Below are 14,054 nucleotides of genomic sequence, written 5' to 3'. Positions count from 1 at the left end.
CGGTCGCGGCCGGCACGGGCAACCCGGTCGCTGAGATAGTCACGAGCCCTCGAAACGGGCACGTGATTCGATCATGAGCGGGACCGGCGTCGCCACGATCGACGGCTGTCGGGTCGCCTACCGACGCGCGGGAACGGACGGCCCGCCGGTCGTCCTCTGTCACGGCGCGGGGATCGACGACGCGACCGTCTCCTGGCAACACGCGATCGACGCACTGGCCGACGACTACCGCGTCTACGCGATCGACTGGCCCGAGTACGGCGACAGCACCGGCGACGTCACCCACACAGTCGACGGATACATCGACGTCCTCGAGGGCTTTCTCGAGACGCTGCCGTTCGACCGCGTGACGCTTGCAGGCATCTCGATGGGCGGGGGCGTCGCCTTGGGCTATACGCTCGCGAACCCCGACCGCGTCGAGAAATTGGCGCTGATCGACAGCTACGGACTCGGCGACCGACTACCGAGCGCCCTCCAGTGGAAGGTCCTCTCGCGGTTCCCCGGCGCAACCGAATTCGGGAAGATCGCGGCCAGCGCATCCACGCGGAGCGTCCGGTTGGTCCTCGATAGCCTCGTCGCGGACGCCGACGCCCTCCCCGCGCCCTTCGTCGCGGACGTCAGGGAAAAGCTGCAGGAACCGGGCTCGATACAGGCGTTCAAGCAGTTCCAGGACAACGAACTCTCCTTCAACGGCCGGGTCGCGACGAACTACGTCGACGACCTCGAGACCCTCTCCGTGCCGACGCTGCTCGTCCACGGCCGGCAGGACCCGCTGGTCCCCCTCGAGTGGTCACAACGGGCCGCCGCCCGGATCCCCGACGCCGAACTCAGGGTGATCGAGGATTGCGGCCACTGGACGCCTCGAGAGCGACCCGACCGGTTCAACGAGATCCTCGAGGACTGGCTGCCGGACCCGCGATACGCGCCGGAACCGCAGTACACCAAGGAAGGAATGCCCGGCGTGACGCGAGCCAGCGGCGATTGAGTTCGGAGCATTCGGTTTTCGTTTCGGCCGGGAGTGCGTCTCGAGCAGACGCGAGAGACGCAGAACCCGGGGAAGGGCAGGCAGCTACCCGATCACGACCGCGAGCGAACCCGAAGGGTGAGCGAGCGGGCCGACGACTGATGTGAGCGAGCAGCGCGAGCGAACGGAACGAGGAGTGCTTTTATACTAAATTTTGCCGAGGGCCGCCGTAGGCGGCCCGCAGAGCAAAATTTAGGTCTACATGAAATCCTCGATCCCACTTTGCTTGTTCTTGTCGAACTACGTTACGACTTCTGCGGAATTCCAAAGTACTATGTTCTAGTAGAATGATACACAAACATGGGGAACAGTCCGCGCGAGAAGCTGCAGGCACGGAAAGATCGTTTTGAGAAACTCGTCACGGACGGTAAGATAGACGAATATACGGCCGAGGCCATCCGCGAATTGCTCAATGCCTACGACGAGAATAACGTCATGGTGACGAAACCCAAGGGGGAGAGTCACCGAACACCACAAACACTCATGGCGTGGCTCTATCGGTTGATGGTTTTTGCTCAATACCGGGACTTAACCGAAGCGGCAGCCGACGACATTAACCAAGACGTGCAAGAGATGCATTCGGGTGAGTATCCACACGTTCAAGATAAAGGACTCAAGAAAGGGACACTGAGAGCGTATCAGGCGGCAATACGGAAGTTCTACGGCTACCACGATTATGGGGTAGACCCGAACGACATCCCTCTATTCGATAAAGAAGAAACATCTGTTGATCCCAATGACATGCTCACTAAGGAGGAGATCCATGAAGCCCGAGACGTAATTGATAATCCGCGCGATCTGCTGATCTATGACTTATTGATCTACACCGGGCAGCGACGAGAGGCGCTTCGAACGCTTCGGATTAAGGACGTGAGTCCACAAGAAGGAACATTTCGACTTAACCCCGAAGTTGAGGGCTTGAAAGGGGCAAGCGATCGGAATGGTAATAGACCACTCCTAGCCGCGAAAGCGACGGTGCAAGACTGGATCAACAACTACCACCCTGAACCGTCGGATCCAGAAAACTACCTCATTACGGCAAGAACGGGGTACTCCGCTGTTGATCCAACGACGCCAGTTAGTGGTGAGACGATTCGGAAGGTTATGGAGAATATCAAGAAAGAGACCGACATCACCAAGCCGATGCACCCACACGCCATGCGGCACAATTTCGTCACTATCGCAAAACGGGACTATGACATACCCGACGATACGATCAAGTATCTAATCGGCCATGACGCGGATTCGACCGTCATGGAAAGTACATACGCACATCTATCCGGTGACGACCACGTACAACGGGCTGAAGAGGCCTTTGGCATCCGTGAACCCGAAGAAGAATCGTCTTTTACCCCCGACGTGTGTCGGGTTTGTAACAATCCTCTGGAACCAAGTGCGAAGGCTTGCTCCAATTGTGGAACTGTCTACACACCAGATGCGCAACAGGCAAGAGAGCAAGTAGAGAAAGATATGAAGCGATCTTATGGGGAAACGGACCCAGAGGATGAAGACACGATGGACAAGATTGACGCTTTAGATGGCCTCTTAGAGGACCCAGAAGTGAGAAAAGCGTTACTCGAGAAAATAGACGATCAGAGTCATTGAGAATCACTCTGTAGGAATCGCTGTCTAGTTGTCTATCGATCCAGACCGTCCCGCTGAAGTCCTTTCACTGGACGTGGTGGTCTATAGTAACCCCACGCCAATGATGGACCGATCTTTTTCTTATTCATCTGACCCTCCGCGAGTAGCCACAGACCCGGGTCATTTTGCCGGGTGTCACTACTATCACGGGTCTTGGGTCTACATTGATTTGGCTAGAAAATCAGAATCGGATTTCTATTTCTAACCGGTGTACGTGAGATAGTGGTGATAGTGGTGATATGGGGAGAAATTTGCCACCACGCCCAATCGGAATTGATTATATCAGATATGATTAGTCAAAGTTGATAAGTTGGCTTGGAACTCTTCTGTGGGCATGGACTGGGAGTTAGCAAAACATGTGATTCTTACCGATCCCGTTCACTGGAAGGATAGTGTGCAAAATTTCTGCGAAAAGTGGCCAAAAGCACTCAATAGTTGGGTCAGCTTCACAATTCTCGCTTGGATATCTCTTTTGCCTGCTATGATAGGCTTTTCATAACAGAATTATTAAACAGTGACATTCTTTACCGAAATATAGTAAACTCAAGTCTCCTCATCATGGTCCTCCTTTCTGTCCCGTTAATTTTCGCCCTGATACTAGTTTACGCGATAAAAGCGTTCTATTTTGTGAAGATACTGATAGAGCTTCCCTGGAATAGGACTCGTAAGAACCCATATACCAAAAAGGATACTGAACCAACTGAAAATAATGATGATATATACAATATTCTACATGAACGGAGTTACCGGTGGTTCTTCCGTGGCCTCGTTTTTTATCTAACATCCATCACAGGTGTCATAATATTAGAAGAAGTCATAGGCGTGAGGATATATGATTTAATCTATGAGCCGGAGCCGTTGGTTTCCTTTTCCGCATTCTTGATTTCTCATACACTATTTGCAGTATTAACGCTATTACTCAGGCCATTTTCAGATATGAAATTTGCTGATAGTTTAATCATGTCAATAGTTGGTGTGATACCAGGTTTATTTTTCGCGTCGTCATTACGTAGCTTAGGTTATATTTTGCAACGGAAGATGGATAATACTCCATTTATAGAAAGAGTACTGGTAGCCACTCTTGGAATTATCCCCAGTCTAGTCCTAGTAGCCCTGTATCTCTCCTTTTGACGGGACAAAATTGAATGGCTTATTGCTCGAGTTCATCTCCGCAGACTATTTCTTGAAGTTCATCGAAGAGATCTCCATGTTTCTCAAGTGCTTCCAAATCATCCTCTAAGAGTTCCATACGCTTTCGGACTCGACTGATCGTTTGATAGCGGTACGAGTCGCTGACATCGTCAGCTTCTCCAGAAACTATCTCCCGCTCTCGTTCAGTCAACAATGCACGGCGTTCTGCCATAGTCGACGTTTGGGGCGTAGCCATACATTATACTGTGGACCCCCGAATGCAAAAGGGTTGCGTGTATACAGACAACGTCTACATTATGGCCGCAACCTATATGTGGTTCGCACTATATTGTATAGTTAGAGACAGACCCGCTTCTTGGGGCGTGATTTTCGTAGAAACGCCCGAGTGTTGGAGCACTCGAGCCGGGTTGTCTCGGGGCAGAGAAACCCATGATAACGAACGACTCGGCGATTCAAGACGGTTGCGAAGTTAGTAAAACGACTGACGCTTGGGAAGGCCCCTTCCCTGAATACGACAAGTACGGTAACCTGACCGGCGCGGAATACTACCGCTGCCGGGACTGTGGCCGGGAAGTCCTCGAAGGGATCGACCGAGAACACGTCTCCCACCGGGACGGCTGCCGGTTCGGTGGTAACTGAACTATGCCCGAGTGTGACAACTGTGGTTCACACGTTACGGAGCAGTACAAGCGCGTCTTTGCCGACAACAGCGGCGTTCTACACGCTTGCTCGAATTGTCACGAGCAAGCCGAAATGCTCAGCGGTGCCGGATCGGGCGAGAACTAAGAACGACCTTCAACAGAGACACATGAGCGAAACCACCGAACCCACGGCCGAGACGATCGAACTCCCAACGAAAGCCGAAGCCGAACTGTGGCTGAACGAACTCGAGCAACAGGGCGAGACAGTCGAACTCGAGTGCGGACAGTGTGGGGATTTCGCCGAAGCCACGGTCCCCCGTGATGAGAAAGAAGAGACTCAGAAAACGCTCTGTCGGGGCTGTGGAACAGACCATCTGAAAGATGTCGGTATGCTATAGGAACACACAATTAGCACATTCACCCAGTTGATTGGGGAAGGAACGGTCGAAATACCTATTTTCGTTAGTCTGGGGGTTTCACTGGCATGGTACTTGTCCGATTTAGAGACGGCCGTTCTGAAACGTGGGAAAACTGCAAACTCCATGAGAGCGGAGAATGGGCGATACTATGGGACGGGAAACATGGACAACGGGATAGAGTTCCAATAGACCTGATTGAGGACATCACTGATTGGGATACAGATTCCGAGGCAGGCTTACCGAAGGTCACGAATAAGGGAGAACTCCCACGTGATTGGCCGATGCGCCGCCAATACGCTCTTGTTCGCGACGGGTTTCTCTGTCAGAACTGTTGGAAACTCGGTGATAGAATGGGACCGAAGGAACTCGAGGCACATCATATCGTACCGAGAGGGGTGCCGGAAGTGACACACCGACTCACAAACCTCGTAACCCTGTGTGAAGAATGTCATAAGGTGATCCCAAAGGTGTAATTGTTGACTAGAGTTTTCTCCAAGATTTATGATTAGTGACCGAGAAGTGAGAGTATGCCAATAGATACGGATTCAGAAAAGTGGGAGTCAGGAGTAGGCGTTGATAGGCTAAGTACCAATATCGCTCACCGACTTCTACTGAATAATCCAGATAAGGCATACACTGTCGAAGAGATCGCAGATTGGGTTTTAGAGGAATATCCCGAACTAGTCCCGAACCATATCCATGACAGTAAGGAGAGAGTGACGACACTCGTTGCGGCAGTCCTTGACCGATTAGACCGGCGAGAGTTTGTTACGTGTAGGGCTATCGAGATAGAGGGGGAAGACGCAGAACTCTATTACAAAAATTCAGAGGGAGATGCCCTCTACCCGAACGTTAGATTGAACCATGAGGTTCCAGAACGGTTTGAGGATATTGAGGGAGAGATTAGTGAACTAGGTGAACGATTGAGTAACTTAGAATACGAGGTCCGTGTTGAAGACGATGGTTCCTGGTAAGCGGCTATAGCCTATGATTCGGGAGTAGAATTGGTATATTGAGTGATGTCACTTACTCCGATTCTCGGAAGAGCATGACAATCGCGTAGATCCCACTAAGAACAGTCACGATAAACGCGAACGTGAAGTATGGGTTTCCGAAGTTTGCTGAGCTCCCGCCACGCATGAGGCCCCCAACGAGCAATGCCAGGATTATAACCGATGCTGCGACCGATAACTTACGCAGTTGATTTTTACTGATGACTTCTGATTCCATAGCAAATAAGTAATGGGTGTGTCGAAATAGTGTTTTTGGTGGTTCGAGGTAGTCTGGTCTACTGTGAATTCGTTACTGAGGCTCGATGTCCCACGGATCAGTCGTGAGCCACATCGGAAGCAGAATATTGAATTCCACCCCTTCTCCGTTATTGTTGTTGTCGAGTATTTGCCACCCGGCAGCTAAGAGTACCGCAGCGATCTCGGCAGCTGCTGCAGCTGGGATCGCTCCGTGGACTCCAGTGATTATAGCTGCAATCTGGGAAGCTCCGGCTCCAGCAAGCATCTTATCTATGATTTCGCGAGTGGTACAGTCGTCCCATAGGCAATAGTGCCGGACGCCTTCGAATCCATCGAAACTGTTCCAGTAGTCGTCCTCTCCAGGACAATTTTCTGCGATTTTGACGTCAGACGTACTCTTCGTGACGACCCTCTCGTCCTCGACGGCAAACTCAATCTTTCCTTCGTCCTTTGCTTCGTTCATTCCTTCTACAGCTTCTTCGATGTGTTCTGAATCCTTCGGACCGTTGTAGACGAGATCTCCATTGTCGTTGATCTCGTATCCGTATTTTGTCTCTGTCTCGTCGGACTTCGCTGCGACTGTCTCTGATACAAACGGGATCGAAACTATTCCTCCGAGAGAGGCTGCTGATCGAAGCACAGTACGCCTGTTTCGTGTCCAGTTATTATCACCAGTTATATTTACAACCACTATCTATTGGTAAATAAGTATTTCGCAGGGTCGCAGTATTTGATTTTAATCAGAAATAACACTAGGCACTGTCTAGTTGAGCCAGTTTGAGAAGTGAGCAGGTCGTTGAGTTAATCGACCAAGATGCTCGCAGACCTGCTCAGCGAGAGCTACGACGCGGATTTAGAAGAATCTTGGGAGAACGAGCGGACGGCGACGCCCGTCAGGGCGTTCGCCGTCCGCCTCCACGAGACTGGTTGTTCTCTTCGAGAGACAACAACGATTTTAGCTGAATTAGGCGTTGAACGCTCACATGGAGCCGTCTGGAATTGGGTACATCGGCTGGCTGACAGCGGGCGCGACCCACCGACGGCGAAGCCGTCAAGGGTCGCGGTTGACGAGACCGCTGTCAAAATCAACGGCGAGTGGTCTTGGCTATATGCTGCAATAGATACCGAGACGAAGTTGATTCTCGATGTCGCGTTGTTTGGTCGGCATGGCACCGATCCGGCAGCTGCGTTTCTGCATCGACTCGACGAGAAATACGATCTCTCCGATACCGTATTTCTCGTCGATCAGTTCGGATATCGGACTGCCCTTGCTCGATTAGGATTGAACGGTCGGGTCAACTATACCGAGCGAAACCTCATCGAAAAGTGGTTTCACACCCTCAAAATGCGGATCGACCGCTTCCACAACTCGTGGGTGGGCAGTCGGTCGAGCGCACGCGAATGGTTTGAACAATTCATGCACTACTACAACCGCCAGAGACCGCATCAAGCTCTCGACGGAAAGACACCGATCGAGGAGGTGCAGAACTAGACAGTGCCGATGATCAAGAAATACCATTAGAAGAACAGAGAACGCTTTATAATAGGATTCCCGACGCCTTAGCATTCATTTTCCTCATGGTAACAGATGATGGGCACGGGCATATGACCGATACCGAGATAATGGAAGATTTTGTTGCAAGCGCTGTTCGGAAGGTGTATACTGAACGTGGGCTGATGGTGGACAGTATTGACGTGTCTATAGATGTAGATCAGGGTGATGAACTTTCGAATCTGCATGATCTTGATGATCTCACGTTCAACCAGGCAAGACAAATGTTAGAAGCGGGCGAACTCACCCCAGAAGAATTTTTAGAGCTAGCTGAAGATACTGCTCCCGGTAGCGGAATGGGTGGGATGCCTGGATGGACAAAGGTCGATAGAGAAAGTGAAGAAAGTCCTGACGAAGAAGCGTAGCTACGTTCTATCCTCCATCTATCCCATGAAATCCGCAATAGTCGTGGGCTTATTCTTGTCGTTCTCGAAGATGCTCTCGAGCGATCGTTCCAGCACCTCTAACCGCTGTTTCGTGTAGGGCCGGCAGTCGTACTCGTCGGCGACCTGAATCGCGGTCTGCATGTACTTGTTGACCGAGCCCTTGTGGACGGTGAGGTTGACCCGACCGCCGCATTCGCGGCAGTCGCCGGTCAGGGGCATCCGTCGGAACTTCTCGCCGCAGTCGAGACACCGCGTTTCCTGCCGGGAGAACGCGCGTAGGTTCCCGATGAGGTCTGGCAGGAAGTGGTACTCGATGACCCGCTCGGCGACGTCGGTCTCGTCGACCGCCTCGAGCTTGCGCGATAGCTCGAGCTGGGCGTCCATCTTGTCCATCATCGAGCCCAGGGTCTTGTACGCCGAGAGGTCGGGCCCCATCGCGATGTCGGTGGTGTCGTGGGTGTGGTCGAAGCCGGTGTACTCGAGGTCGGTGCCGAGGTTCTTCTCGGCGATCTCGATGTCGACGTCCTCGGGATCGGCCTGCTCGCGGGTCGCGAGGTAGAACTCGCGGGGGTACTGCGAAACGACGTCCATGTTGTGGGCCTCGTCGTCGATCTCGGAGGGATCGATCCGGGAGGACATCACCAGCGGGGCGTCCATCTTCCCGCCGCGCTGGTCGGGCAGAAACGTCTTACTAAAGTTAAGTAACCCGTCAAGTAGCAGCATCACGCAGTCCTCGTCACCGTCGCAATTCCGGCGTTTCGCGGCGTGGAAGTACGGATGAGCGTATCCAACGGCCGCGCTCGTGAAACCAATCACTCTCCCGACAGTTGCTGCGCTCGTGTGGGGAGCCATCCCGAAGACGAGTTCGCCCACCAAGTCCTGGCGGTCCTCGAACTCGTAGAAGGACTCGAGCCCGTAGTACTGCTCCAAGAGGTCGTCGATGAAGTCGGCCGTCTGGAGCATGTGTTCGGCCGCGCCGTCCGAGAGGACGATGTCTTGGACCTTGAGCTCGACCAGTTGGTCCTCGTGGGTCAGGGGTTCGCCGTGGATGTCCACCTCGTAGCCCAGCGCCTGGAGCTGACCGACGTCGACGTCGAGTTCGCTGGCCCGGACCGAGGTCACGGGGAGGTCGGTCATGTCGTAGCGGACGGTGCCGTCCTTGAACGCCGAGACGTCGTGTTTGGCCCGCAAGATTCCCTTCTCGATCGGTTCGGGGACCTTGTTCTGCGAGGAGAGTCCCTTGACGCCTTTGAGGATCTCGAAGGCGTTCTCGCGTTCGCCGACCGACTCGAGGGCGCTGCGGAACTCGTCGTTGACGTCGATCTCGCGGGTCTCGACGCAGGAGCCCTCGCGTTCGCAGTGATCGCACTCGACGCGGCCGGCCTCGTCGGGCTCGAGCCGTTGGTCACAGTCGGGACAGCGGTAGTCCGGCGTGGTGCGTTCGTCGCAGTCGGGACAGCGGTTCTTGAACGTCTCCGTGCCACAGGAGTCACAGCGCTTGCGGCCGACCTCGAGTTCGACGACGCCGGGGGTATCCGACATCGTCTCGGCGTGTTTGGCGGCGTCGGCGACGTTGCGCTGCGTGCCGCCGGCCTCGCCGATCGGGAACAGCGTGTGGACCGCCGGGCTCAGATCGCGACTCTCGGATTTCTCCGGCCGGCCCATTCGATTGCCGATCCGCGTGGGGGCGCGCTCGCGAACCCGGAACGGCGCGACCTCGTTGACCGCCTCGATGGCGTTGTCGCCCTCGGTCTCGTGGCCCCAGGTACGGGCGCGCTCGGAGAGGTCGCCGTCGGTCCAGGTGCGCTCGAGTTCGATCTCGGGACGCTGGTCGGGCTCGAGCGCCGCGCCGTCGGCGACGGCCTGCCGGGGCTCGCAGCCGACCGAGCGGACGAACGGCCGCCAGTCGTCGATCTCGATGCGGTCGTCGTCGGGGCGCTGGCGGTGTTCGATGACGATCGTCTCGAGGGCGTCGGCGACGCCGTCGTCGGACGCGAGGACGAGGATGCTGTCGTCCCCGTTCCCGTTGACGCTGCCGTCGCCGTCGCGCTCGATCCGACCCTCGGCGACCGACGCCGCGAGGTCGCGAAAGGCATCGACGGAGATGTCGTGCCAGAGGTAGGTGTACTCGGGATGGAGGGGAGCGTCGTACTCCGTGGCCCACTCGAGGGCCTCCTCGGGGTCGGGGAACTCGAGGTCGATTCGGGGATCGTCCTCGAGGGCCTGGACGTCGGCACCGGCGGCCGCGAGGTCTTGGACCCACCACTCGTAGGTGTAGGAGGCGGGGGCCAGCGGGTGGTTGTTCTCGACGAACTCGCCGTAGTTAACCAGGTACTCGCCGAGGTCGAGGATCTTCTCGACGCCGTTTCTGATCTCGAGGGCGTCCTCGGGGTCGTCGATCCGGCGGACGTCACCGTTTGCCAGTTTGACCGTCGGTCCCTCGATGGAGTCGACGGGGACGACGCCGGCGGCCTTCCCGGGCCGTTCGGTCTTGATCTGGGTGCCCGTCGCGAGGAAGTCGTCGACCAGATGCATCGCGGCGGGGTGGACGCCGGCGGTCGCAAAGCCGTGATTGCGCGCGCGACCGTAGCGCAGCCGGAAGCCGCCCTCGGCACAGGGATGGGAGAAGACCGGCCGGCCGGCGATCAGGTCCCGGAGGAACTTCTCGGAGGTGTCGACGCGGGGCGGTCCCTCGGGTTCGTCGGCGGTGTCGTCACCGTCCTCGCTCTCCTCGGCGGCCGTCTCGTCCGCGTCGTCGTCGCTATCGGCCTCGTCGGCGGCGTCGTCCTCGTCGCCGTCGTCGGAGTAGTTGCCGTCGATTAAGTCCTGCAGCCACGGCCAGTCGATCTCGTCCAGGTTGCGGGTGTAGCGCTGGATCTTCGGGGCCTTCAGCGCGATCCCTTCCCCGAGGACGAGACACATCCCGCCGCGGGCACTGTTGGTGTCGACCCGTTCGAGGTCGCGAAAGCCCGAGACCTCCTCGTCGCCGGTGGCCTCCCCGTCCAACATGATCGGAAGGTGTTTGGCGATGAACTTGGCCTCCTTCGCCTTCGGGCAGTACTGGAGGCCGGTCTCCTTGTCGTAGAGGGCGATCTCCTCGGCGTAGCGTTCGATCTCCTCCTCTCGAGGGCCGTATTGATCGATACCGACGAGCGCGCGGGTGTAGTCGGCCACGAGGACGGACAGTGCCTGTGCGGTCCCGCCCGCCGAGCGGATGGGGCCGGCGTAGTAGACGTTGACGAACTCCGTCCCGTCGTCGTTCTCGAGGATTTCGACTTTGTCGATCCCCTCGATCGGTGCCGCGACGACGCCCTCGGTCAGCAGGGCGACCGCCGTGCGAACGGCCCCCTCGACCTTGCCGGCTTTCGTCTCGTAGTCGCCGACCCGTCCCTCGGCGAAGTCCTCGGCGAGTTCGAGCGCCGCTTCCTCGCGGCTCATCTTCCCCTCGAGTTCGCGGACGCGTTCGGCGACGCCGTCGATACCGAGGATGTTCTCGACGCGGTCGGCCATGTCCCGCGCGGTCGGGATCTCGACTTCGGGTTTCGGATCGCCGCCCCGTTCCTTGGCGCGTTCGGCCACGTCGAAGGCCGACTCGAGTTGGTCCTCGAGTCGCTCGAAGTACTGTTCGTCTTCTTCGCGCATGTCAGAGCCAGAGATCCAGTTCGGTGGGCTCGTCGTACTCGCGTTCGAGGGACTCCTCGAAGACGCGCAGGTGGACCTCGCCGGCCCAGACGGTCGCCTCGTTCAAGTGGCCCGCGTAGGTCCGACCCTCGTCGTCGGAGAGGACGGCGTGAGTATGTGCGAACCGCTCATCATCGAGCCACGAGACGTTGCCGACGCAGCTGGCGACCTCGAGCGGCTCGTCGAACTCGATCGGGGCGTACTCGCAGGTGTCCTGATCGTAGAACCAGAGTTCGGCGTCTTGGACCGCGCCGAGCGCGGTGAACCAGCCGGCCTCGGCCTCGACCGCGTCCGCCAGCGACTCGATCTCGGCCCGCCAGTCGGCACCCGTCTCGAGTCGGGCGACGTACTCTTCGGTGGTCTCGACGGCGCGATAGTTCATACACGTGTTCTGTGTCCGGCTGAAGAAAAATACCACGGGTCCGTCGGCGTTGGCCGCGCCGACCGTCGATAGCGGCCGTTCACTCCACAAGCGTGACCCCGCGTCGTGGCCCGACTCGTGACGGCGACGGCCCCGACTTCGCGAACCGACATCGATGCACAGGTGGGTTCATCGCTGGCCGAATCGTCTCACTGATGGAACCGGTAGTAGACGTATTCTCCGTTAGTAAGAGCTGATTGCACGCCGTACTCGGTCGATACCAAAATGGGTTGGGTGATAACTCTCCACAGGATGGTGCTGGACTACCCAACGCGACGACGGCTACTCGCCTCGGGCGCCGCCGTCTCCGCGGCGGCGCTTGCGGGTTGTATCGGTGGGGGCGGCTCCGGAGACGGCGATCGGTTCCACTTCACGCAGGAACAATCGCGCGAGGAGCAGTTCGATCCGGTCGTCTCGAACGACGCGTACAGCTTTCAGGTCATTCAGCTCGTCTTCGACGGGCTCTACGAGTACGACGAGGGCCTCGAGTTACAGCCGAAACTCGCGGCCGGCGAGCCGACGGTCGAGCGCGACGGCACGCGCTACATCTTCGAACTGGTGGAAGGGGCGACGTTCCACAACGGCGACGAGGTGACCGCGGGGGACGTCGCCCACTCCTTTACCGCACCCGTCGAAGAGGAGACGGAGAACGCCTCCGAGTACGACATGATCGAGAGTACGGAGGTCATCGACGACTACCAGCTGCAGGTCGACCTCGGCGAGGAGCCCTACGGCCCGTTCGAACTCGCGACCATGGGCGTGACGGTCGTTCCGGAGAGCGTCCGGACCGAAGACCGCGAGGCGTTCAACACGGACCCGGTCGGCTCCGGCCCGTTCGAGTTCGCCGACCTGCAAGAAAACGAATACGTCGACTTAGAGCGCAACGACGACTACTGGGGCGACCTCGAGCCGAATTTAGAGGAGGTTCGGTTCGTCGCCCACGGTGATCCCGCCGGTCGCGTCTCCGACATCAGGGCGGGCAACACCGACGTCATCGCGGGCATTCCAAACGACGACTGGGACGTCCTCGAGAACGAGGACGGCGTGACTCTCCACTCGGCCGAGAGCCCGACGTTCATGTACATGGCCTTTAATTGCAACGAGGGGCCGACGACCACCCCCGAGGTGCGACAGGCCATCGCCCACTCGTTCTCGATGCAGGACTTCATCGAGTCGAACGCGGGCAACGTGAGTTCGCCGATGTACAGCCCGATCCCGCCGGTCGTCAACGAGGTCTGGGAATTCCCCGAAGAGGAGTATCAGGAGATGCTGCCGGAGTACGATCCGGATCAGGCCCAGTCGCTGCTCGATGAACACGCGCCCGACGACTTCACCCCGACGATCATCACGCCCGAGGGGATCCGTGCCCAGTTGGCCGAGCGGATCGCGACCCGACTGGACGAGATCGGGTACGGCGCGGACGTACAGGTCCTGGATTTCGCGACGCTGGTCGATACCTACACCAGCGGGAACGCCGACGACTACCAGATGTACCTGCTCGGCTGGACCGGCGGTCCCGACCCCGATTACTACCTCTACCCGCTGTTCCACGAGAGCCAGGCGGGAACCAATCAGGGCCACTACTACGGGGGTAGCGACGGGTTCCACGAGGCGATCGCCGAGGGGCGTAACTCGGCGGGTCAGGAGAACCGCTACGACATCTACGAACCCGTCATCCGGGAAATCGTCGAGCAATTACCCGTCTTACCGGCGTTTACGCAGGACAACACGATGGCGTCCCGCGACTACGTCGAGGACCTCCAGGCGCATCCGGAGGTGACGAGGAATCCGACCCTCGTCGCGGAGTACACGAACGTCTCGATGGAGTGAACTGACGAACGGCGATCCCGTCGCGGTCGGCGGGCCGTCGACTCCCCTCGACCG

15 protein-coding genes are annotated in these 14,054 nt (G+C 57.4%); 10 read left to right on the top strand and 5 right to left on the bottom strand.

Features of this window, described 5'->3' with window-relative positions:
* Positions 1 to 73: 73 nt before the first annotated feature.
* From ACERIM_RS09205 to ACERIM_RS09195, 3 genes are all read left to right on the top strand, one after another.
* Positions 74 to 985 (top strand): alpha/beta fold hydrolase, encoded by a 912-nt coding sequence (locus ACERIM_RS09205; RefSeq protein WP_373632234.1) that lies wholly within the window; start codon positions 74 to 76, stop codon positions 983 to 985.
* Between the two features lie 339 nt (positions 986 to 1,324).
* Positions 1,325 to 2,629, top strand: coding sequence for a tyrosine-type recombinase/integrase (locus tag ACERIM_RS09200; RefSeq protein ID WP_373632233.1), 1,305 nt, complete (start codon positions 1,325 to 1,327; stop codon positions 2,627 to 2,629).
* Positions 2,630 to 3,226: 597 nt separating this feature from the next.
* Positions 3,227 to 3,799, top strand: coding sequence for a hypothetical protein (locus ACERIM_RS09195; RefSeq protein ID WP_373632231.1), 573 nt, complete (start codon positions 3,227 to 3,229; stop codon positions 3,797 to 3,799).
* A 19-nt stretch (positions 3,800 to 3,818) separates the two neighbouring features.
* On the opposite strand, the gene ACERIM_RS09190 is transcribed toward ACERIM_RS09195, so the two are convergent.
* Positions 3,819 to 4,055, bottom strand: coding sequence for a hypothetical protein (locus ACERIM_RS09190; protein WP_373632228.1), 237 nt, complete (start codon positions 4,053 to 4,055; stop codon positions 3,819 to 3,821).
* Between the two features lie 194 nt (positions 4,056 to 4,249).
* Here ACERIM_RS09190 and ACERIM_RS09185 point away from each other — a divergent pair, with 194 nt between their 5' ends.
* The 4 genes from ACERIM_RS09185 (at position 4,250) to ACERIM_RS09170 (ending at position 5,854) form a co-directional block, all read left to right on the top strand.
* Entirely contained in the window at positions 4,250 to 4,459 is a 210-nt protein-coding gene (locus ACERIM_RS09185) for a hypothetical protein (RefSeq protein WP_373632227.1), read from the top strand.
* A gap of 169 nt (positions 4,460 to 4,628) precedes the next feature.
* A complete protein-coding gene (locus ACERIM_RS09180) occupies positions 4,629 to 4,859 on the top strand; it encodes a hypothetical protein (RefSeq protein WP_373632224.1) in 231 nt (76 codons plus the stop codon).
* A gap of 86 nt (positions 4,860 to 4,945) precedes the next feature.
* Positions 4,946 to 5,353, top strand: a complete 408-nt coding sequence (locus tag ACERIM_RS09175) for an HNH endonuclease (protein ID WP_373632222.1) — start codon at positions 4,946 to 4,948, stop codon at positions 5,351 to 5,353.
* Positions 5,354 to 5,407: 54 nt separating this feature from the next.
* Positions 5,408 to 5,854 (top strand): hypothetical protein, encoded by a 447-nt coding sequence (locus tag ACERIM_RS09170; RefSeq protein WP_373632221.1) that lies wholly within the window; start codon positions 5,408 to 5,410, stop codon positions 5,852 to 5,854.
* Between the two features lie 52 nt (positions 5,855 to 5,906).
* Here the strand turns inward: ACERIM_RS09170 and ACERIM_RS09165 are convergent, their stop codons facing one another.
* Entirely contained in the window at positions 5,907 to 6,110 is a 204-nt protein-coding gene (locus ACERIM_RS09165; protein ID WP_373632219.1) for a hypothetical protein, read from the bottom strand.
* 72 nt (positions 6,111 to 6,182) lie between these two features.
* Complete coding sequence (locus ACERIM_RS09160; RefSeq protein ID WP_373632217.1) at positions 6,183 to 6,770, bottom strand: hypothetical protein; 588 nt, start codon at positions 6,768 to 6,770, stop codon at positions 6,183 to 6,185.
* A 174-nt stretch (positions 6,771 to 6,944) separates the two neighbouring features.
* On the opposite strand from ACERIM_RS09160, the gene ACERIM_RS09155 reads away from it, so the two are divergent.
* Together ACERIM_RS09155 and ACERIM_RS09150 are read left to right on the top strand one after the other, a co-directional pair.
* Positions 6,945 to 7,622 carry an IS6 family transposase gene (locus ACERIM_RS09155; RefSeq protein WP_373632215.1) on the top strand — a complete coding sequence of 226 codons (678 nt, stop codon included), beginning with the start codon at positions 6,945 to 6,947 and terminating at the stop codon, positions 7,620 to 7,622.
* 113 nt (positions 7,623 to 7,735) lie between these two features.
* Positions 7,736 to 8,047, top strand: coding sequence for a hypothetical protein (locus ACERIM_RS09150; protein WP_373632213.1), 312 nt, complete (start codon positions 7,736 to 7,738; stop codon positions 8,045 to 8,047).
* A gap of 18 nt (positions 8,048 to 8,065) precedes the next feature.
* On the opposite strand, the gene ACERIM_RS09145 is transcribed toward ACERIM_RS09150, so the two are convergent.
* Positions 8,066 to 11,710, bottom strand: a complete 3,645-nt coding sequence (locus ACERIM_RS09145; RefSeq protein WP_373632211.1) for a DNA polymerase II large subunit — start codon at positions 11,708 to 11,710, stop codon at positions 8,066 to 8,068.
* A 1-nt stretch (position 11,711) separates the two neighbouring features.
* Positions 11,712 to 12,131, bottom strand: coding sequence for a PPC domain-containing DNA-binding protein (locus tag ACERIM_RS09140; RefSeq protein WP_006648399.1), 420 nt, complete (start codon positions 12,129 to 12,131; stop codon positions 11,712 to 11,714).
* A 291-nt stretch (positions 12,132 to 12,422) separates the two neighbouring features.
* On the opposite strand from ACERIM_RS09140, the gene ACERIM_RS09135 reads away from it, so the two are divergent.
* On the top strand, positions 12,423 to 14,000 hold the full coding sequence (locus tag ACERIM_RS09135; RefSeq protein WP_373632208.1) for an ABC transporter substrate-binding protein: 1,578 nt from the start codon (positions 12,423 to 12,425) through the stop codon (positions 13,998 to 14,000).
* Positions 14,001 to 14,054: the final 54 nt, after the last annotated feature.

Origin of the sequence: Natrinema sp. H-ect1, assembly GCF_041821105.1 — an archaeon.
In the GTDB taxonomy this organism is placed as follows: domain Archaea; phylum Halobacteriota; class Halobacteria; order Halobacteriales; family Natrialbaceae; genus Natrinema; species Natrinema thermotolerans.
This window is presented reverse-complemented; position numbering and strand designations above follow the sequence as displayed.

Bases quoted from the DNA above. Each gene is read 5' to 3' on its own strand.
- ACERIM_RS09195 (WP_373632231.1), top strand. From the start codon at position 3,227: ATGGTCCTCCTTTCTGTCCCGTTAATTTTCGCCCTGATACTAGTTTAC.
- ACERIM_RS09145 (WP_373632211.1), bottom strand. From the start codon at position 11,710: ATGCGCGAAGAAGACGAACAGTACTTCGAGCGACTCGAGGACCAACTC.
- ACERIM_RS09150 (WP_373632213.1), top strand. From the start codon at position 7,736: ATGACCGATACCGAGATAATGGAAGATTTTGTTGCAAGCGCTGTTCGG.
- ACERIM_RS09185 (WP_373632227.1), top strand. From the start codon at position 4,250: ATGATAACGAACGACTCGGCGATTCAAGACGGTTGCGAAGTTAGTAAA.
- ACERIM_RS09165 (WP_373632219.1), bottom strand. From the start codon at position 6,110: ATGGAATCAGAAGTCATCAGTAAAAATCAACTGCGTAAGTTATCGGTC.
- ACERIM_RS09155 (WP_373632215.1), top strand. From the start codon at position 6,945: ATGCTCGCAGACCTGCTCAGCGAGAGCTACGACGCGGATTTAGAAGAA.
- ACERIM_RS09205 (WP_373632234.1), top strand. From the start codon at position 74: ATGAGCGGGACCGGCGTCGCCACGATCGACGGCTGTCGGGTCGCCTAC.
- ACERIM_RS09135 (WP_373632208.1), top strand. From the start codon at position 12,423: ATGGTGCTGGACTACCCAACGCGACGACGGCTACTCGCCTCGGGCGCC.
- ACERIM_RS09200 (WP_373632233.1), top strand. From the start codon at position 1,325: ATGGGGAACAGTCCGCGCGAGAAGCTGCAGGCACGGAAAGATCGTTTT.
- ACERIM_RS09170 (WP_373632221.1), top strand. From the start codon at position 5,408: ATGCCAATAGATACGGATTCAGAAAAGTGGGAGTCAGGAGTAGGCGTT.
- ACERIM_RS09190 (WP_373632228.1), bottom strand. From the start codon at position 4,055: ATGGCTACGCCCCAAACGTCGACTATGGCAGAACGCCGTGCATTGTTG.
- ACERIM_RS09140 (WP_006648399.1), bottom strand. From the start codon at position 12,131: ATGAACTATCGCGCCGTCGAGACCACCGAAGAGTACGTCGCCCGACTC.
- ACERIM_RS09180 (WP_373632224.1), top strand. From the start codon at position 4,629: ATGAGCGAAACCACCGAACCCACGGCCGAGACGATCGAACTCCCAACG.
- ACERIM_RS09175 (WP_373632222.1), top strand. From the start codon at position 4,946: ATGGTACTTGTCCGATTTAGAGACGGCCGTTCTGAAACGTGGGAAAAC.